Origin of the sequence: Micromonospora haikouensis (assembly GCF_000876225.1) — a bacterium.
GTDB classification, from domain to species: Bacteria; Actinomycetota; Actinomycetes; order Mycobacteriales; family Micromonosporaceae; genus Micromonospora; species Micromonospora haikouensis.
This window is the reverse complement of record NZ_JXSX01000003.1, coordinates 1,529,716-1,547,718: the sequence shown is the minus strand read 5'-3', so window position 1 is coordinate 1,547,718 and position 18,003 is coordinate 1,529,716. Positions and strand designations below refer to the sequence as shown.

Below are 18,003 nucleotides of genomic sequence, written 5' to 3'. Positions count from 1 at the left end.
CGTCGTGCGGTACGTCGTCGAGTCTGCTCACGCGGCCCCCACTTTCCAATCAAGGGATCCAAAAGTAGCATGCGTGGATCCAACCCGCGAGGGGAGCCGCCCCATGGACCACCACGTCAGCACGCTGCCGAACTACCGGCGTGACGACGTCGACGCCCACCCGCCCCTGCTCAGCCCCGGCTACCGGTCGACGGTGCTCCGCGCGCCGAGCCAACCGCTGGTGTACCTGCCGCAGCGGCTCACGGAGGTCACCGGGCCGCTGCTCGGCGAGGGCCGGCTCGGCCCGCTCGACCACGACCTGACCCGGCAGCACGACGGCGAGCCGCTCGGCCAGCGGATCATCGTGCACGGCCGGGTCCACGACGGCGACGGGCGGCCCGTGCCGCACACCCTGGTGGAGATCTGGCAGGCCAACGCCGCCGGCCGCTACCGGCACGCGGTGGACAACTGGGCGGCGCCGCTGGACCCCCACTTCGACGGCGTGGGCCGGGTCCGCACCGACGAGCGGGGGCGCTACCGGTTCGTCACGGTGCAGCCGGGCGCGTACCCCTGGCGCAACCACGACAACGCGTGGCGGCCCGCGCACATCCACTTTTCGCTGTTCGGCCGGGCGTTCACCCAGCGCCTGGTGACGCAGATGTACTTCCCCGGCGACCCGCTGTTCTTCCAGGACCCGGTGCTCAACTCGATCCCCGACCCGGCGGCGCGCCAGCGGCTGATCGCCCGCTACGACCACGCGACGACCCGCCCCGAGTGGGCCCTGGCGTACGAGTTCGACATCGTGCTGCGGGGTCGGGAGAGCACGCCCTTCGAAGACGGGGACGACGATGAGTGAGCGCCACGGCGTGACCCCGGCCCAGACCGTCGGGCCGTACCTGAGCATCGGCCTGCGCTGGCCCGACGGCCCGCACGTGGTCCCGCCCGGCACCCCGGGCTCCTTCTGGGTGCGCGGCCGGATCACCGACGGCGCGGGAGCGCCGGTCGTGGACGCCCTGGTCGAGAGCTGGCAGGCCGACCCGGACGGCCGGTTCGACCACCCCGACGACCCACGCGGCGCGCGGGCGTCGTCGGTGGCCGGCTTCCGGGGGTTCGGGCGCAGCGAGACCGACGACCAGGGGTGGTACGCGCTGCTGACCGTGCGGCCCGGGGCCCTGCCCGCGCCGGACGGCGGGACCGAGGCGCCGCACCTGAACCTGTCGGTGTTCGGGCGCGGGCTGCTGCACCGGGTCGTGACCCGGCTCTACTTCCCCGACGAGCCGGCGGCCAACGCCGCCGACCCCGTCCTGCGCGGTGTCGACGCCGACCGGCGGGGCACCCTCGTCGGCCGGGAATCCGCCGACGGGGTGCGCTTCGACATCCGGCTCCAGGGTGACGATGAGACCGTCTTCTTCGCCGTCTGACGGCCTGTTCTCGGGCCTGTCCGGCGACCCCGGGGTCGACGCGCAGCTCGCCGACCGGGCGCTGCTGCGGGCGCTGCTGGACGCCGAGGCCGCGCTCGCGGCCGCCGGGGCCGACTGCGGGGTGCTGCCCCGGGCGGCGGCCGAGGCGATCGGGGCGTGCTGCCGGGCCGACCTGTTCGACCCGGCGGCCCTCGGCCGGGCCGCCGAGGACGCCGGCAACCCGGTGGTGCCGCTCGTGCGGCAGCTCACCGCGGCCCTGCCCGAGCCGGCCCGCGCCTGGGTGCACCTCGGGGCGACCAGCCAGGACGTCCTCGACACCGCGCTGATGCTGGTCGCGGCGCGGGCGGCCGGGCCGCTGCTGGCCCACCTGGACCGGGCCGCCGACGCCGCGGCCCGGCTGGCCGCCGCCCACCGCGACACGGTCATGCTCGCCCGTACCCTCGGCCAGCAGGCCGCGCCGACCACGTTCGGCCTGAAGGCCGCCGGCTGGCTGGTCGGCCTGGCCGAGGCCCGGACCCGGCTCGACGCGGTCCGCGCGGCGCTGCCGGCGCAGCTCGGCGGCGCGGTCGGCACGCTCGCCGCGCTCGGCCCGGCCGGGCCGGCGGTCGCCGCCCGCTTCGCCGCCCACCTCGGCCTCGCCGCGAGCCCGCTGCCCTGGCACACCCGCCGCCAGCCGCTGCTCGACCTCGCCGCCGCGCTCGGCGGGCTGCTCGCCGCCGCCGGCAAGACCGCGCTGGACGTCGGGCTGCTCGCCCAGGTCGAGGTCGGCGAGGCGGCCGAGGGCGGCGCGGCCACGGGTGCCGGGCCGGGCCGGGGTGGCTCGTCGGCGATGCCGCACAAGCGCAACCCGGTCGACTCGGTCCTCGTCGGCGCAGCGGCGCGGCGCGGGCCCGGCCTGGTCGCCACCCTGTACGCCGCCGCCGTGCAAGAACACGAGCGGGCCGCCGGAGCCTGGCACGCCGAGTGGGAGCCGCTGCTCGACCTGCTGCACCTGGCCGGCGGCGCGGCCGCCCGCACCGCCCGGATGCTGGGCGGGCTGCGGGTCGACGCGCGCCGAATGCGGGCCAACCTCGACGCCACCGGCGGCCTCGTGCTGGCCGAGGCGGTGGCCGCGCGGCTGACGCCCGCCCTGGGCCGGGGCGCGGCGCACGACGTCGTCGCGCGGGCCGCGGCCGGGCCCGACTTCCGCGCCGCGCTGCTGGCCGACCCCGAGGTCCGCGCGCACCTGGGTCCGCGCGAGATCGACGAGGCGCTCGACCCGTACGGCTGGCTCGGCTCCGCCGGGCTCCTCGTCGACCGGGCGCTGGCCGACCACCGCGCGCACCGGGCCGGGCCCTCGTGACGTCCCGCCTGCACGCCACCGTCGACGGCCCGCCCGACGCGCCGGTCCTCCTGCTCGGCAGCTCGCTGGGCACCACCGCCGCCATGTGGGAACCGCAACTGGCCGCCCTGACCGCCCACTTCCGGGTGGTCCGGTACGACCACCTCGGCCACGGCCGCTCGGCGGTACCGCCGGGCCCGTACACCATCGAACTGCTCGGCCGGGAGGTGCTGCGCCTGCTCGACGACCTCGACGCCCGGCGCGTGCACTACGCCGGGCTCTCCCTCGGCGGGATGGTCGGCATGTGGCTGGCCGCCCACGCGCCCGAGCGGGTCGGCCGGCTCGCGCTGCTGTGCACGTCGGCGGCCCTGGGCCCGGCGCGGATGTGGCACGACCGGGCGGCGGCCGTGCGCGCTGGCGGCCTGCCGGCCGTTGCCGACGCCGTGGTGGCCCGCTGGTTCACGCCCGGCTTCGCCGCCGCCCGGCCGGAGGCGGTCGCCGCCTGGCGGGCCATGCTGACCTCGACGCCGGCCGACGGGTACGCCGCGTGCTGCGCGGCGATCTCCACGATGGACCTGCGCGACGACCTGACCGGCATCCGGGCGCCCACCCTGGTCGTCGCCGGGACCGACGACCAGGCCACCCCCGTGCCGCACGCCCGGCTGATCGCCGAACGGATCCCCGGGGCCCGGCTGGCGATCGTCGCCGACGCCGCGCACCTGGCCAACGTGCAGCAGCCCGGGCAGGTCGGCCGTCTGCTGCGCGACCACCTCGCCGAGGAGACACACCGTGACGCCTGAACCGGCACCCGAGCCATCCGGTCCCCCGCCCGAGCGCGACCGGCACGCCGCCGGCATGGCGGTCCGCCGGCAGGTCCTCGGCGACGCCCACGTCGACCGGGCCGTCGCCGCCACCGATGCGTTCACCGCCGACTTCCAGGACCTGATCACCCGCTACGCGTGGGGCGAGATCTGGTCGCGCCCCGGGCTGGACCGGCGCACCCGCAGCGTGATCACCCTCGCGGTCCTCGCCACCCTGCACCACGACGAGGAGCTGGCCATGCACGTCCGGGCCGCCCTGCGCAACGGCCTCACCCCGCAGGAGATCAGCGAGGTCCTGCTCCAGGTCGGCGTCTACGCCGGGGTGCCGGCGGCGAACCGGGCGTTCGCCGTGGCCCGGCGGGCGTTGCGGCAGGAGGACGAGTGACCGACGCGGCACGACGTCCCCGTTGACGGCCTCCACCGCCGGGCACTACGTTCGACATGAGTACACCCGTCCGCATAGCGAACACGTTTGCGGACGACGACAGCACAGGAGGCGGAGGGCGATGGCGAAGATCGTCTCACTGGCCGACGGGATCGCCGAGCTGGTGCACGACGGGGACGTGGTGGCCCTGGAGGGGTTCACCCACCTCATCCCGTTCGCCGCCGGTCACGAGATCATCCGGCAGGGGCGGCGCGGCCTGACCCTGGTGCGGATGACCCCGGACGTCATCTACGACCAGCTCATCGGGGCCGGCTGCGCCAGCCGCCTCGTCTTCTCCTGGGGCGGCAACCCCGGCGTGGGCTCGCTGCACCGCTTCCGCGACGCCGTGCAGCACTCCTGGCCGGTGCCCCTGGAGCTGGAGGAACACAGCCACGCGGGGATGGCCAACCGCTACGTCGCGGGCGCCTCCGGCCTGCCGTTCGCCGTGCTGCGCGGCTACACCGGCACCGACCTGCCCCGCCACACCGCCACCATCCGCAGCGTCGACTGCCCGTTCACCGGCGAGACGCTGACCGCGCTGCCCGCGCTGCGTCCCGACGTGACCGTGGTGCACGCCCAGCGCGCCGACCGGGCCGGCAACGTGCAGATGTGGGGCATCACCGGCGTGCAGAAGGAGGCCGTGCTGGCCGCCCGCCGGTCCCTGGTCACCGTCGAGGAGCTCGTCGACGAGCTGACGCCGGTGCCGGGGCAGGTCGTCCTGCCCGGGTGGGCGATCACGGCGGTGGCCCGGGTGCCCGGCGGCGCGCACCCGTCGTACACGCAGGGCTATTCGGTGCGCGACAACGACTTCTACCGCGACTGGGACGCGATCAGCCGGGACCGCGACACCTTCCGGGCCTGGATCGCCCGGCACGTGCTGACGACGGAGGTGCCGGCGTGAGCGCGGCGGACTGGTCGGCCGACGAGATGATGACGGTCGCCGCCGCCCGGCAGCTGCGCGACGGCACCGTCTGCTTCGTCGGGATCGGCCTGCCCAGCACCGCGGCGAACCTGGCCCGCGTCACCCACGCCCCCGGCCTCGTGCTGGTCTACGAGTCGGGCTGCCTCGGCGCGAAGCCCGACCGGCTGCCGCTGTCCATCGGCGACGGCATCCTCGCCGACACCGCCGACGCGGTCGTCTCCGTGCCGGAGGTGTTCAACTACTGGCTCCAGCCCGGCCGCATCGACGTCGGTTTCCTCGGGGCGGCCCAGCTCGACCGCCACGGCAACATCAACACCACCGTCATCGGCGGCTCCTACGCCGACCCGGCGGTCCGCCTCCCCGGTGCCGGCGGCGCCCCGGAGATCGCCGCGTCCTGCGGCGAGGTGGTCGTCATCGTCCGGCAGAGCCGACGCACGTTCACCGAGCGCGTCGACTTCGTCACCTCCGTCGGCTACGGCGCGGGGCCGGGCGACCGGGCCCGGCTCGGGCTGCGCGGCGGCGGCCCCCGGACGGTGATCACCGACCTCGGCGTCCTCGAAGCCGACCCGGCCACCGGCGAGCTGACCCTCACCCGGCTGCACCCCGGCGTCACCGTCGAGCAGGCCCGGGCGGCCACCGGCTGGCCACTCGCCGTCGCCGACGGGCTGACCACCAACGAGCCCCCCACCCCCGACGAGCTCGCCGCGCTGCGGGCCCTGCAGGCCACGCTGAAGGCGACGCCATGACCCGCGACGTGTACGTGCTCGACGCCGTCCGCACCCCCATCGGCCGCCACGGCGGCGGCCTGGCCGGCGTACGCCCCGACGACCTCGCCGCGCACGTGGTGCGGGAGGTCGTCGCCCGCAGCCCCGGGCTCGACCCGGCGCGCATCGACGACGTGCTCCTCGGCGACGCCAACGGCGCCGGTGAGGACAACCGGGACGTGGCCCGGATGGCCGTCCTGCTGGCCGGCCTGCCGCCGTCGGTGCCCGGCGCGACCGTCAACCGCCTCTGCGGCTCCGGCCTGGAGGCCGTCATCGGCGCGTCCCGGGCCGTCGCCCTCGGCGACGCGTCGATCTGCCTCGCCGGCGGGGTGGAGTCGATGAGCCGCGCGCCGTGGGTGCTGCCCAAGCCCGAGGGGGCCTACCCCCGGGGGCACGAGACGCTGCACTCCACCACGCTGGGCTGGCGGATGGTCAACCCGGCAATGCCGCCGCAGTGGACGGTGGCGCTGGGCGAGGGCGCGGAGATCCTCGCCGAGCGCCACGGGATCACCCGCGAGCGGCAGGACGAGTTCGCGCTGGGCAGCCACCAGCGGGCCGACCGGGCCTGGCGCGCCGGCACGTACGCCGACGAGGTCGTCCCGGTGCCCGGCACCGACGTCGACCGGGACGAGAGCATCCGGCCGACGACCACCGCCGAGGCGCTGGGCCGGCTCAAGCCGGTCTTCCGGCCCGCCGGCACGGTCACCGCCGGCAACTCGTCGCCGCTGAACGACGGGGCGAGCGTCCTGCTGATCGCCGACGAGGCCGGCGCCCGGGAGATCGGGCGCGCGCCGCTGGCCCGGATCGTCTCCCGGGCCGTCACCGGGATCGAGCCCCACCTGTTCGGCATCGGCCCGGTGGCCGCCGCCGAGGAGGCACTGCGCCGCGCCGGCCTCGGCTGGGCCGACCTCGACGTGGTCGAGCTCAACGAGGCGTTCGCCGCGCAGTCCCTGGCCTGCCTGGCCCACTGGCCCGACCTCGACCCGGCGATCGTCAACCCGCAGGGCGGCGCCATCGCCCTCGGCCATCCGCTCGGGTCCTCCGGGTCGCGCATCCTCGGGTCGCTGGCCTGGCAGCTGCACCGCCGCGGCGGGGGCCGGGGGCTCGCCGCCATCTGCATCGGGGTGGGCCAGGGCTTGGCCGTCGTCCTGGAGGCGTGAGGGGACGACCGGTTCGGGGCGCCGACGCCGCGCGACCCACGGGGCACCGGTGCCTGCCGCCGCGGGCGGCGCGGCTACGCTGGCCACCGACGGTGACCGGGTGCGCCAGGCCGCCCCGGGCGACCCTGCGGCAGGAGACCGAGTGACCGAGGCGCGATCCGGGGAGTTCGTCCAGTCGCTGGAGCGCGGCCTGGCCGTGATCCGCGCGTTCGACGCCGAGCACCCCCGGCTCACCCTCAGCGAGGTGGCGCGGGCCACCGGGCTGACCCGGGCCGCCGCCCGGCGCTTCCTGCTCACCCTGGTCGAGCTGGGCTACGTGCACACCGACGGGCGGCTGTTCTCGCTGCGCCCACGCGTGCTCGACCTCGGCTACGCCTACCTGTCGGGCCTGGGCCTGCCGGAGGTCGCCCGGCCGCACCTGGAGGCGCTGGCCGCGCAGGTGCGCGAGTCCTGCTCGGTGTCGGTCCTCGACGGCGACGAGGTGGTCTACGTCGCCCGCGTCGCCACCAGACGCATCATGACCGTGGGGATCAGCGTCGGCAGCCGCTTCCCCGCGTACGCGACGTCGATGGGTCGGGTGCTGCTCGCCGCGCAGCCCGCCGACTGGCTGGACGACTACCTCGCCACGGCGCGGCTGCGGCCGTTGACCCGGCACACCGTCACCGACCCGGCCCGGCTGCGCGCCGCCCTGACCACGATCGCCGCGCAGGGCTACGCGATCGTGGACCAGGAGCTGGAGGAGGGGCTGCGCTCGCTGGCCGCGCCGATCCACGGGGAGCACGGGTCGGTGGTCGCCGCGATCAACGTCTCCGCGCACGCCAGCCGCGGCTCGTCCGAGACGATCCGCACGGAGCTGCTGCCGCCCCTGCTGGCCACCGCGAAGCGCGTCGAGGAGGACCTGGCGGCCGGTCCGGGCCGGTGAACCGGCACCGGACCGGCCCGCCACCGCGCCGGCGGCGGATGCTCCGCCTCAGCGCGCCGACACCGCGAGCCGGCGGCCCGGGCCGAGGTGCCGGGCGTACGCGCCGGTGGTGAAGAACGCCGGCAGGTCCTCGCCGAACGCCGTGTCCTCGACGATGCGCGCGGCCCGCTCGGCGCGCTCCCGGTCGGCCGCCCCGCGACCCGTCACCAGCTCGGCCAGCTCCTGCGCGAGGATCGACCGGACCAGCTCGTCGGTGACGCAGCCGCCGTCGGCAAGCGGGGTGCCGTGGTGCAGCCACTGCCACACCTGGCAGCGGGCGATCTCGGCGGTCGCCGCGTCCTCCATCAGGTTCCACAGGGCGACCGCACCAGCGCCGCCGAGCCACGCGTCGATGTAGCGCAGCGCGACCGCGATGTTGGCGCGCACCCCGGCGGCGGTGACCTGGCCGGGGGTCTTGTCGACGGCGAGCAGGTCGGCGGCGGCGACGCTGACGTCGTCCCGGAGCCGGTCGAGCTGGTGCGGGCGCTCGCCCAGCACCGCGTCGAACTCCTCCCGGCAGGTGGCGACCAGGCCCGGGTGGGCGACCCACGAGCCGTCGAAGCCGTCGCCGGCCTCGCGCCGCTTGTCCGCCCGCACCCGGTGCAGGGCCACCTCGTTGACCTGCGGGTCCCGGCTGGGGACGAACGCGGCCATCCCGCCGATCGCGTGCGCGCCCCGCCGGTGGCAGGTCGCCACCAGCAGCTCGGTGTACGCCCGCATGAACGGCACCGTCATGGTGACCTCGGACCGGTCGGGCAGGACGAAGTCCGACCACTGCCCGAAGTTCCTGATCACGCTGAAGATGTAGTCCCACCGGCCGGCGTTCAGGCCCGCCGAGTGCTCGCGCAGCTCGTAGAGGATCTCCTCCATCTCGAAGGCGGCGGTGATCGTCTCGATGAGGGTGGTGGCCCGGATGGTGCCGCGCGGCAGGCCCAGGCGCTGCTGGGCGAAGACGAAGACGTCGTTCCACAGCCGCGCCTCGTGGTGGCTCTCCAGCTTCGGCAGGTAGAAGTAGGGTCCGGCGCCCGCGTCGAGCTGCCGCCGCGCGCAGTGGAACAGGTAGAGCCCGAAGTCGACCAGGCTGGCCGAGATGGGCCGCCCGTCCACCGCGATGCCCTTCTCCACGAGGTGCCAGCCGCGCGGCCGCACGACGATGGTGGCCAGTTCGTCGCCGAGGGCGTAGCGCTTGCCGCGCGCGTCGGTGAAGTCGATGCGCCGGTCCAGGGCGTCGATGAGGTTGAGCTGCCCGGAGACCACGTTGTGCCAGGTCGGCGAGGTGGCGTCCTCGAAGTCGGCGAGCCACACCCGCGCCCCGGAGTTGAGCGCGTTGACGGTCATCTTGCGGTCGGGCGGCCCGGTGATCTCGACCCGCCGGTCGAGAAGGCCGGGCGCGGGCGGGGCCACCCGCCAGGTCGGGTCGGCGCGGATCGCGGCGGTCTCGGGGAGGAAGTCGGGGAGCTGACCGGTGGCGTACCGGTCCCGGCGGGCCCGGCGGGTGTCCAGCAGGGCCACCCGGCGGGCGGCGAACTCGCTGTCCAGCTCGACCAGGAACTCCAGCGCCGCCGGGGTGAGGACCTCGTCGAACCGGTCGGCCATCGGGCCGATGATCTCGTACCTCATGCGAACTGCTCCTCCTCGGTGGAACCGCGCAGGGCGGTGGTCTCGGCGGCCGGGTTGAGCACGGTGCTGATCAGGTCGAAGTAGCCGGTGCCGACCTCGCGCTGGTGCTTGACGGCGGTGTAGCCGGCCGGCTCGGCGGCGAACTCCCGCTCCTGCAGCGACACGTAGGCGGACATGCCGTCGGCGGCGTAGCCGCGGGCCAGGTCGAACATCGAGTAGTTGAGGGCGTGGAAGCCGGCCAGGGTGATGAACTGGAACTTGTAGCCCATGTGGCCGAGTTCCCGCTGGAACTTGGCGATGGTGGCGTCGTCGAGGTGCTTGCGCCAGTTGAACGACGGCGAGCAGTTGTAGGCGAGGAGCTGGTCCGGGTGCTCCGCCTTGATCGCCTCGGCGAAGCGCCGGGCGATCTCCAGGTCGGGGGTGGAGGTCTCCATCCAGAGCAGGTCGGCGTGCGGGGCGTAGGCCAGGCCCCGGGCGATGCACGGCTCGACGCCGTTGCGCACCCGGTAGAAGCCCTCGGCGGTGCGCTCGCCAGTGACGAAGGGCCGGTCCCGCTCGTCGACGTCGGTGGTCAGCAGCGTGGCGGCCTGGGCGTCGGTGCGGGCGATGATGACCGACGGCACCCCGGCGACGTCGGCGGCGAGCCGCGCCGCCTCCAGGGTGCGGATGTGCGCCCCGGTCGGGACGAGCACCTTGCCGCCGAGGTGGCCGCACTTCTTCTCGGCGGCGAGCTGGTCCTCCCAGTGCACGCCCGCCGCGCCGGCCGCGATCATGGCGGTCATCAGCTCGTACGCGTTGAGCGGCCCGCCGAAGCCGGCCTCGGCGTCGGCGACGATCGGGGCCAGCCAGTCGGTCCCGTTCTCGTCGCCCTCGGCGGTGGTGATCTGGGCGGCGCGCAGCAGGGCGTTGTTGATCCGGCGCACCACGGCGGGCACCGAGTTGGCGGGGTAGAGGCTCTGGTCGGGGTAGGTGTGCCCGGCGAGGTTGGCGTCGGCGGCCACCTGCCAGCCGGAAAGGTAGATCGCCTTGAGCCCGGCGCGGACCATCTGCACGGCCTGGTTGCCGGTGAGCGCGCCCAGGGCGTGGACGTAGTCCTCGCTGTGCAGCAGCCGCCACAGCCGCTGCGCCCCGTGCCGGGCCAGGGTGTGCTCCTCCTGGATCGCCCCGCGCAGGCGCACCACGTCCTCGGCGCGGTAGCCGCGGCGCACCCCCTGCCAGCGGGGGTCGGTCTCCCATTCGGTCCGCAACTTCTCCACGGCGTTCTGCATGATGTCGTCTCCTCGGCTGTCGTGACGCCGGCGCTCCGTCGTGCCGCCCAGCGGCGTGACCGCGGTGCCCGTCCCGGCGTGTCGCCAACGGTCACACGGCGTCGGCGGTGCGGTCGAGGGACGGAAGAAGCCAAGTTCTGAGAAGTTCGCGCCCCGTCTTGCGAAGTTGCGAAGGGTTATATTTGCAGCCTGCCAATGGCGCTGGGCTGCCGAAAGACCGACGAGGAGGTGAGGGCGATCAGCAAGACCTTCGCGGGCGCCCGGCTGCGCCGGATGCGCGAGGACCGCGCGCTGAGCCAGTCGCACCTGGCCCGCCTGCTCAACATCTCCCCCAGCTATCTCAACCAGATCGAGCACGACGCGCGCCCGCTGACCGTGCCGGTGCTGATGCGGATCACCGAGGTCTTCGGCGTCGACCCGACGGTGTTCGCCCCGCGCGACACCCCGCGGCTGGTCGCCGGGCTGCGCGAGGCGCTCCCGGGGCGGCCGAGCGTCGCCGACCTCACCGAGCTGGCCACCCGGCTGCCCGAGGTCGCCGAGGCCGTCCTCGACCTGCACCGGCGCTACCGGCAGGCCGACGAGCAGCTCGCCGAGCTGCTCGGCGACCGGGAGACGATCGGGCGCAGCCCGCACGACCGGGTGACCGAGTTCTTCTACCGGCGGCAGAACTACGTGCCGGACCTCGACGAGGCGGCGGAGCGGCTGGCGGCGGCCATCGGGCTGCGCCGCGGCGAGGTGCGCTCCGCGTTGCAGGACCGGCTCGCCGAGCGGCACGGCGTGCAGGTGCGCCGCGACGACGCCACCCTGCTCGGCGACGAGCTGCACCGCTACCGCCCGCAGACCCGCACCCTGCACCTGTCGACCTCGCTGCGGGCCGGGCAGGAGGCGATGCGGATGGCGGCGCAGATCGCGCTGCTGGAGTTCGCCGACGTGATCGACGAGATCGTGGAGGAGGAACGCTTCGACGACGTGCAGACCCAGATCCTCACCCGGGTCGGCCTGGCGAACTACTTCGCCGCCGCGCTGATCCTGCCCTACGAGCGCTTCCTGGCGGCGGCGGAGCAGCGCCGCTACGACATCGACCTGCTCACGCAGCACTTCGCGATGGGCTGGGAGACGGTCTGCCACCGGCTCAGCACCCTGCAGCGGCCCCGCGCGCGGGGCGTGCCGTTCTCGTTCGTCCGGGTCGACCGGGCCGGCAACCTGTCCAAGCGTCAGTCCGCCACCGGCTTCCCGTTCTCGCTGACCGGCGGCACCTGCCCACTGTGGAACGTCTACGAGGCGTTCAGCTCGCCCGGCCGGGTCGTCGTGCAGGTCGCCGCGATGCCCGACGGGCAGCGCTACCTGTGGATCGCCCGCACCATCACCCGGCACCACGGCGGCTACAACCAGCCGGGGAAGGTCTACGCGATCGGGCTGGGCTGCGAGACCCGGCACGCCGAGCGGCTGGTCTACTCCGCCGGGATCGACCTGTACGCGGCCGACGCCACCACCTCGATCGGCCCCGGCTGCAAGACCTGCGAGCGGATGACCTGCCCGCAGCGCGCCGCCGCGCCGATCACGGGCCGGCTCGACCTCGACGAGAACCGCAGCACCTTCATCCCGTACCCGCTGAAGGGCTGACCCCGCCCGCCGGGCCGGTCCGGCGTACGCCGTCAGCCCGCCGGACGGTAGTCGAACCAGTCGAACGCCGCGCTGCCCTCGGTGACGTACATGCCGATGACCCGGCCGGTGAAGCCGGCGGCGACCTCGGTGGACAGGTAGCGCCCGTCGAGCTCGGCCAGCACCCGGGGGCCGTCGGAGGTCTGCACCTCGAAGGCGACCATGTCGCAGGCGGCGGCGCGTACGCCGAAGGGCGCGGCCCCGGCCGACAGGTCGGCGGCGCAGGTCACGGTCGGCGGCCGGAGGTCGTGGGTCCGGGTGGCGATCGTCAGGACGAGCGGCCCCGGGGGCACGGCGAGTTCGGCGAAGACCTGCCGGAACGGGCCGACCCGGCCGACGACCCGCACGCGGCCGGCGGACACCTCCAGGTCGTAGTGGTGCGCCTCGTCGATGCGGATCGTCAGCCCGGCGGTGCCGCCGCCCGGGTCCAGGCGCGCGCTGGCGCGGCAGTCGTGGTGCCGCTGCCGGGTGGCCACGATGGTCGCGCCGGCGCGGTCCAGCGTCGCCCCCGTGGCGTTCAGGGTGAGCCAGCCGGGCCGCGCGGTCAGCGACCAGGCGGCGTCGGGCCGCGAGCGCGGCGAGACCCAGCCGGGGGCGAGGACGGCCGCGTCGAAGTCGTCGCGGTACGCGCCCGCCTCGGCCGGGGCGGCGAGCGCCGGGGCGCTGCCGGCCGGGGCGGCCGTGACCTCCTCGACGGGGTCGACGACGGGCCACCCGTCGACCCAGCGCACGGGCACCAGGAAGGTCTCCCGGCCCAGGACGTGGTAGGGCGGCCACTGGCCCTTGGCCCGGATGCCGAGCAGGACCATCCACCAGCTGCCGTCGGGGCTCTGGACCAGGTCGGCGTGCCCGGTGGCCTGCACCGGCAGGTTGCTGCCCCGGTGGGTGAGGATCGGGTTGGTCGGTGCGGGTGCGAAGGGGCCCCGGGGGCTGCGCGACCGGGCGACCGAGACGGCGTGGCCGGTGTGCGTGCCGCCCTCGGAGAGCAGCAGGTACCACCAGCCGTCGATGCGGTAGAGGTGCGGGGCCTCCGGATACTGGCCGCCGGTGCCCGACCAGAGGGGAATCGGGCCCTCCAGCACCCGACCGGTGTCCGGGTCGATCCGGTAGGACTTCACCCCGGAGGTGGTCAGCCAGCAGTTCCCCTCGTCGTCCCAGGCCAGCGACGGGTCGACGTGCGGCAGGTCGAGGTAGACCGGGTCGGACCACGGCCCGGCGGGGTCCTGCGCGGTGACGATCAGGTGCCGGCCCAGGCTGACGTTGGTGGTGACCACCCAGAACCGGCCGTCGTGGTGGCGGATGGTCGGGGCGTAGACGCCCTGGGAGGCCGGGGTGTCCGCGGGGAGTTCGAGCTGGCTCGGGCGGTCGAGGACGTTGCCGACCTGCCGCCAGTTGACCAGGTCCCGGCTGTGCAGCAGCGGCACGCCCGGGAAGTATTCGAAGCTGGAGCAGACCAGGTAGTAGTCGTCGCCGACGCGGCAGATGCTCGGGTCGGGGTAGAAGCCGGCGACGACCGGGTTGCGGTAGTGCGGGTCGGCGGACGGGCCTCCGGGCACGAGCACCACCTTCGAAAGTGTTCTCGATAACATTTCGGAAACTGGATGCTACGAGAAAGCCCCGGTGGACTCAAGCGCCCTAGGGCGCCACCTGGCCGAAGTGGAGCCGCCTGCCAGCGCGGCGACACCGACCGCACCCAGGGCATCCGCCACCCTCGCCGCCGGGGGAAGAACTTCACGAAACCTAAACGTCATATCTTGACGGCGGGCACATGCATCCACGAGAGTCCATATGGGCAAGCTGGCGCGCCGTCGGGAGCTCGGACGCCGGCAGACATCCGCGCACGGCGGCGTCAGGACGCCGGACGTGGCCGTTGTTAACGTTAACGGCTTCGTTCCACCCGCTGTCCTGATCGCCGCACCGGCACGGGTGACCGGTCGGCGGATCGACGGGCTTCACCGGGTCAGCGCGAGTTCGAAGCGCCAGCGACCGGGCAGGTACGCCACCCTCCACACACGCCCCGACCGTGGGCAGGTCAGCCTGCCGGGAACCGCTCCCGGCCGGATCGGCCACGTCCGGGCTATCAACAACGGCTCGCCGTCGACACCACCGCCCGCCCCGGCACGAAGGAGACGTCTGATGTCCACACCTGGATCCCGGCCGACATCCGTCGCGGCCGCGGTGCTGCTGACCCTCGGCATAGGCGCTGCGATGGTCGGCGGCACGCCCACGACGACGTCCCTGACCTGCGTCAGCCTCTGACCGGCACGACTTGGAGAGATCATGTCTGAAGTGACCCGAAGGAACGTGCTCAAGGCCGGGGCGGCGGGGGCCGGGGCCGCGCTGGTGCCGGCCGCCTGGAGCGCCGTCGCCCGCGCCGACTCGGCGGTGCCGCCGCAGGCGCTGGCCGCCGGTGACATGGCGCTGTGGTACGACGAGGGGGCCGGCACCGACTGGCTGCGCGCGTTGCCCATCGGCAACGGACGCCTCGGCGCCATGGTCTTCGGCAACGTCGACACCGAGCGGCTGCAACTCAACGAGGACACCGTCTGGGCCGGCGGCCCGTACGACTCCGCCAACACCCGGGGCGCGGCCAACCTGGCCGAGATCCGCCGCCGCGTCTTCGCCGACCAGTGGTCCTCGGCGCAGGACCTGATCAACCAGACGATGATGGGTACGCCGGGCGGCCAGCTCGCCTACCAGACCGTGGGCAACCTCCGGCTCGCCTTCGGCTCGGCCAGCGGCGCGTCGCAGTACACCCGCACCCTCGACCTCACCACCGCCACGGTCACCACCACGTACGTGCTGGGCGGCGTCCGCTACCAGCGTGAGGTGTTCGCCAGCGCCCCCGACCAGGTGATCGTGCTGCGGCTGACCGCCGATCGGGCGAACTCGATCACGTTCACCGCCACCTTCGACAGTCCGCAACGGACGACCATGTCGAGCCCGGACGCCAACACGATCGCCGTCGACGGCATCTCCGGCAACATGGAGGGCATCAACGGGTCGGTGCGGTTCCTCGGCCTGGCCCACGCGATCGCGACGGGCGGCACGGTCAGCAGCTCCGGCGGCTCCCTGCGGGTCTCCGGGGCCACGAGCGTGACCGTGCTGATCTCGATCGGGTCCAGCTACGTCAACTACCGCACCGTCAACGGCGACTACCAGGGCATCGCACGCACCCGGCTCAACGCGGCCAAGGGCGTGGCCATCGACCAGCTGCGCAGCCGCCACGTCGCCGACTACCAGGCGCTGTTCAACCGGGTGACGATCGACCTGGGGCGCACGGCCGCCGCCGACCAGCCCACCGACGTGCGGATCGCCCAGCACGCGAGCACCAACGACCCGCAGTTCGCCGCGTTGCTGTTCCAGTTCGGGCGCTACCTGCTGATCTCCTCCTCGCGGCCGGGCACCCAGCCGGCGAACCTGCAGGGCATCTGGAACGACTCCCTGGCGCCGTCCTGGGACTCGAAGTACACCATCAACGCCAACCTGCCGATGAACTACTGGCCGGCCGACACGACGAACCTGTCCGAGTGCTTCCTGCCGGTCTTCGACATGATCAAGGACCTGACGGTGACCGGCGCGCGCGTCGCCCAGGCCCAGTACGGCGCCGGCGGCTGGGTCACCCACCACAACACGGACGCGTGGCGGGGCGCGTCGGTCGTCGACGGGGCGCTGTGGGGCATGTGGCAGACCGGCGGGGCGTGGCTGGCCACGCTCATCTGGGAGCACTACCTGTTCACCGGCGACCTCGGGTTCCTCCAGACCAACTACCCGGCCCTGAAGGGCGCCGCGCAGTTCTTCCTCGACACCCTGGTCACCCACCCGACGCTCGGTTACTTGGTCACGAACCCGTCGAACTCGCCGGAGCTGCCGCACCACTCGAACGTCAGCGTCTGCGCCGGCCCCACGATGGACAACCAGATCCTGCGCGACCTGTTCGACGCCGCGGCCAAGGCCAGCGAGGCACTCGGCGTCGACACCACCTTCCGGTCGCAGGTGCGTACCGCGAAGGACCGGCTGCCCCCGAGCCGCGTCGGCTCGCGCGGCAACGTCCAGGAGTGGCTGGCCGACTGGGTCGAGACCGAGCGGACCCACCGCCACGTCTCCCACCTGTACGGCCTGCACCCCAGCAACCAGATCACCAAGCGCGGCACCCCGGCCCTGCACGAGGCCGCGCGCAAGACGCTGGAGCTGCGCGGCGACGACGGCACCGGCTGGTCCCTCGCCTGGAAGATCAATTTCTGGGCCCGGCTGGAGGACGCGGCCCGCGCCCACAAGCTCTTCAAGGACCTGGTACGCACCGACCGGCTCGCGCCGAACATGTTCGACCTGCACCCGCCGTTCCAGATCGACGGCAACTTCGGGGCCACCTCCGGCATCGCCGAGATGCTGCTGCAGAGCCACGCCGGGGAGCTGCACGTGCTGCCCGCGCTGCCGACGGCGTGGCCCACCGGGCAGGTGGCGGGCCTGCGCGGCCGGGGCGGCTACACCGTCGGCGTGGCCTGGACCAACAGCCAGATCGACGAGATCGCCATCCGCGCCGACCGCGACGGCACGCTGAAGCTGCGCGCCCGGCTGCTCACCGGCAGCTTCACCCTCGTCGACGTCACCGACGGCAGCACGCCGGCCGTCACCCGCCCGGAGACGGACGTCGTCGCGCTCACCGTCCGCGCCGGCCACACCTACCGGGCGGCGCGGCCCGGGGTCACGCCGTCACCGACCCTGACCCCCACCCCGACGACCACGCCCACCCCCACCACCACGCCCACCGGGTCACCGACGCCGACGCCGACCCCGCCGCCGACCAGCTCGCCGCCGTCGTCCGGCGCGCGGGCGACGTACGCGGTGACGGGGTCCTGGTCGGGCGGCTTCCAGGGCGAGGTCACCGTCACCGCCGGCGCGACCGCGATCCGGGGCTGGACGGTCTCCTGGACGTTCCCCAACGGCCAGGTGATCAGCCAGATCTGGGGCGGCTCGCACACCCAGAGCGGGTCGAACGTGTCGGTGCGCAACGTCGACTACAACGGGGCGCTGGCCGCCGGCGCCTCCACCACGTTCGGCTTCATCGCCACGACGACCGGAACCAACAACCCGCCGACGAACCTCACCTGCACCACCACCTGACCGGCGCGGGGCGCGTCGTCGCGCCGGGCGGCCTTGGGCGCCGCCCGGCGCGACGACGCGCCCCGCCCCGCCCACCCTCAGAGCGGCTTGAGGCGGGCCTTGAGCAGGCAGAACTCGTTGCCCTCGGGATCGGCGAGGACGTGCCAGGACTCCTCGCCGGTCTGGCCGACGTCGGCCCGGCGCGCCCCGAGCGCGAGCAGTCGTTCGAGCTCGGCGTCCTGGTCGCGGTCGGTGGCGTTGACGTCGATGTGCAGCCGGGGCTTCGCCCGCTCCGGCTCGTCGGTGGGGGCGAGGATGATCGTCGGCTGCGGGCCGCCGAACCCCTCGCGCGGCCCGATCTCGATGCTGCCGTCGCCCTCGCGGTCGAGCACCACGTAGTCCAGCACCTCGCACCAGAACCGCGCCAGCACCTCGGGGTCGCGGCAACTGAGCACGAGTTCGCTGATCCGACAGGCCATCGACGCCACCTAACAGTGAGGGGAACAAGCATCGCGCTCCCGACGGCGGGAACACGCCGGAGACCGTACCGGGCGGGGTGGGCCGACGCGACGGGTTT

At 74.3% G+C, this 18,003-nt stretch carries 16 protein-coding genes; 12 read left to right on the top strand and 4 right to left on the bottom strand.

Translation table 11 applies throughout. The features are described 5' to 3' along the window. Positions 1 to 103 precede the first annotated feature (103 nt). From pcaH to TK50_RS27895, 9 genes are all read left to right on the top strand, one after another. Positions 104 to 835 carry a protocatechuate 3,4-dioxygenase subunit beta gene (gene pcaH, locus TK50_RS27935; RefSeq protein ID WP_043968425.1) on the top strand — a complete coding sequence of 244 codons (732 nt, stop codon included), beginning with the start codon at positions 104 to 106 and terminating at the stop codon, positions 833 to 835. After that, complete coding sequence (gene pcaG / locus TK50_RS27930; protein WP_043968424.1) at positions 828 to 1,400, top strand: protocatechuate 3,4-dioxygenase subunit alpha; 573 nt, start codon at positions 828 to 830, stop codon at positions 1,398 to 1,400. The genes pcaH and pcaG overlap by 8 nt, the downstream gene beginning before the upstream one ends. Continuing rightward, positions 1,375 to 2,742, top strand: coding sequence for a 3-carboxy-cis,cis-muconate cycloisomerase (pcaB, locus tag TK50_RS27925; RefSeq protein ID WP_082106708.1), 1,368 nt, complete (start codon positions 1,375 to 1,377; stop codon positions 2,740 to 2,742). Before pcaG ends, pcaB begins: the two co-directional genes overlap by 26 nt. Continuing rightward, positions 2,739 to 3,521, top strand: a complete 783-nt coding sequence (gene pcaD, locus TK50_RS27920) for a 3-oxoadipate enol-lactonase (protein WP_043968421.1) — start codon at positions 2,739 to 2,741, stop codon at positions 3,519 to 3,521. The genes pcaB and pcaD overlap by 4 nt, the downstream gene beginning before the upstream one ends. Beyond that, a complete protein-coding gene (gene pcaC, locus TK50_RS34565) occupies positions 3,511 to 3,927 on the top strand; it encodes a 4-carboxymuconolactone decarboxylase (RefSeq protein ID WP_077939722.1) in 417 nt (138 codons plus the stop codon). The genes pcaD and pcaC overlap by 11 nt, the downstream gene beginning before the upstream one ends. Positions 3,928 to 4,048: 121 nt before the next feature. Then, complete coding sequence (locus TK50_RS27910) at positions 4,049 to 4,867, top strand: CoA transferase subunit A (protein WP_043968418.1); 819 nt, start codon at positions 4,049 to 4,051, stop codon at positions 4,865 to 4,867. Further along, positions 4,864 to 5,634, top strand: coding sequence for a CoA-transferase subunit beta (locus tag TK50_RS27905; protein WP_043968417.1), 771 nt, complete (start codon positions 4,864 to 4,866; stop codon positions 5,632 to 5,634). The genes TK50_RS27910 and TK50_RS27905 overlap by 4 nt, the downstream gene beginning before the upstream one ends. Further along, positions 5,631 to 6,812, top strand: coding sequence for a thiolase family protein (locus tag TK50_RS27900; protein WP_043968416.1), 1,182 nt, complete (start codon positions 5,631 to 5,633; stop codon positions 6,810 to 6,812). The genes TK50_RS27905 and TK50_RS27900 overlap by 4 nt, the downstream gene beginning before the upstream one ends. A gap of 142 nt (positions 6,813 to 6,954) precedes the next feature. Beyond that, positions 6,955 to 7,734: an IclR family transcriptional regulator gene (locus tag TK50_RS27895; RefSeq protein WP_043968414.1), complete on the top strand. Its 780-nt coding sequence runs from the start codon at positions 6,955 to 6,957 to the stop codon at positions 7,732 to 7,734. A gap of 48 nt (positions 7,735 to 7,782) precedes the next feature. On the opposite strand, the gene aceB is transcribed toward TK50_RS27895, so the two are convergent. Both aceB and aceA read right to left on the bottom strand, forming a co-directional pair. Then, positions 7,783 to 9,393 (bottom strand): malate synthase A, encoded by a 1,611-nt coding sequence (gene aceB, locus TK50_RS27890; protein WP_043968413.1) that lies wholly within the window; start codon positions 9,391 to 9,393, stop codon positions 7,783 to 7,785. Next, entirely contained in the window at positions 9,390 to 10,661 is a 1,272-nt protein-coding gene (aceA, locus tag TK50_RS27885; protein WP_043968411.1) for an isocitrate lyase, read from the bottom strand. The genes aceB and aceA overlap by 4 nt, the downstream gene beginning before the upstream one ends. A gap of 228 nt (positions 10,662 to 10,889) precedes the next feature. On the opposite strand from aceA, the gene TK50_RS27880 reads away from it, so the two are divergent. Next, positions 10,890 to 12,284, top strand: coding sequence for a short-chain fatty acyl-CoA regulator family protein (locus TK50_RS27880; protein ID WP_199486157.1), 1,395 nt, complete (start codon positions 10,890 to 10,892; stop codon positions 12,282 to 12,284). Between the two features lie 32 nt (positions 12,285 to 12,316). Here the strand turns inward: TK50_RS27880 and TK50_RS27875 are convergent, their stop codons facing one another. Further along, entirely contained in the window at positions 12,317 to 13,879 is a 1,563-nt protein-coding gene (locus tag TK50_RS27875) for a glycoside hydrolase family 43 protein (protein WP_241774133.1), read from the bottom strand. 580 nt (positions 13,880 to 14,459) lie between these two features. Here TK50_RS27875 and TK50_RS35520 point away from each other — a divergent pair. Both TK50_RS35520 and TK50_RS27870 read left to right on the top strand, forming a co-directional pair. Further along, entirely contained in the window at positions 14,460 to 14,582 is a 123-nt protein-coding gene (locus TK50_RS35520; protein ID WP_277814348.1) for a hypothetical protein, read from the top strand. Positions 14,583 to 14,603: 21 nt separating this feature from the next. Beyond that, the gene (locus TK50_RS27870; protein ID WP_043968410.1) at positions 14,604 to 17,447 is read left to right on the top strand and encodes a glycosyl hydrolase family 95 catalytic domain-containing protein; all 2,844 of its coding nucleotides are present in this window, start codon (positions 14,604 to 14,606) and stop codon (positions 17,445 to 17,447) included. A 77-nt stretch (positions 17,448 to 17,524) separates the two neighbouring features. On the opposite strand, the gene TK50_RS27865 is transcribed toward TK50_RS27870, so the two are convergent. Next, a complete protein-coding gene (locus tag TK50_RS27865; RefSeq protein WP_043969475.1) occupies positions 17,525 to 17,905 on the bottom strand; it encodes a VOC family protein in 381 nt (126 codons plus the stop codon). Positions 17,906 to 18,003: the final 98 nt, after the last annotated feature.

Bases quoted from the DNA above. Each gene is read 5' to 3' on its own strand.
- TK50_RS35520 (WP_277814348.1), top strand. From the start codon at position 14,460: ATGTCCACACCTGGATCCCGGCCGACATCCGTCGCGGCCGCGGTGCTG.
- pcaH (WP_043968425.1), top strand. From the start codon at position 104: ATGGACCACCACGTCAGCACGCTGCCGAACTACCGGCGTGACGACGTC.
- pcaG (WP_043968424.1), top strand. From the start codon at position 828: ATGAGTGAGCGCCACGGCGTGACCCCGGCCCAGACCGTCGGGCCGTAC.
- aceA (WP_043968411.1), bottom strand. From the start codon at position 10,661: ATGCAGAACGCCGTGGAGAAGTTGCGGACCGAATGGGAGACCGACCCC.
- pcaB (WP_082106708.1), top strand. From the start codon at position 1,375: ATGAGACCGTCTTCTTCGCCGTCTGACGGCCTGTTCTCGGGCCTGTCC.
- TK50_RS27910 (WP_043968418.1), top strand. From the start codon at position 4,049: ATGGCGAAGATCGTCTCACTGGCCGACGGGATCGCCGAGCTGGTGCAC.
- TK50_RS27865 (WP_043969475.1), bottom strand. From the start codon at position 17,905: ATGGCCTGTCGGATCAGCGAACTCGTGCTCAGTTGCCGCGACCCCGAG.
- TK50_RS27870 (WP_043968410.1), top strand. From the start codon at position 14,604: ATGTCTGAAGTGACCCGAAGGAACGTGCTCAAGGCCGGGGCGGCGGGG.
- TK50_RS27900 (WP_043968416.1), top strand. From the start codon at position 5,631: ATGACCCGCGACGTGTACGTGCTCGACGCCGTCCGCACCCCCATCGGC.
- aceB (WP_043968413.1), bottom strand. From the start codon at position 9,393: ATGAGGTACGAGATCATCGGCCCGATGGCCGACCGGTTCGACGAGGTC.